Raw genomic sequence first — 238 nt, 5'->3', positions numbered from 1 at the left:
GAGCAGCGACCTGAACGTGAGCGAGTCCGCGACCGGCCAGACGGTCACCATCTACGCGATCGGCACCGCGCTGACGGCGATCCCGCTGGCCGCCGCGACCGCCGCCTGGCGGCGGAAGCGACTGCTGCTGACGGCGATGGCGGGCTTCGCGGTGGCCAACACGGTCACCGCCGTCTCCGGCGACTACACGGTGACCATGGTGGCCCGCTTCGTGGCCGGCGTCGCCGCCGGTCTGGCC

1 protein-coding gene is annotated in these 238 nt (G+C 73.5%); it reads left to right on the top strand.

Features of this window, described 5'->3' with window-relative positions; genetic code table 11:
* Window positions 1-238, top strand: a 238-nt coding sequence (locus AC0IXA_RS28095) for an MFS transporter (RefSeq protein WP_471815010.1), incomplete at both ends; no start/stop codon positions are given.

The organism is Pseudomonas sp. AC083, from assembly GCF_979253165.1.
Note: the sequence above shows the minus strand (reverse complement) of the source record. Positions and strands in the feature narration are given on the sequence as shown.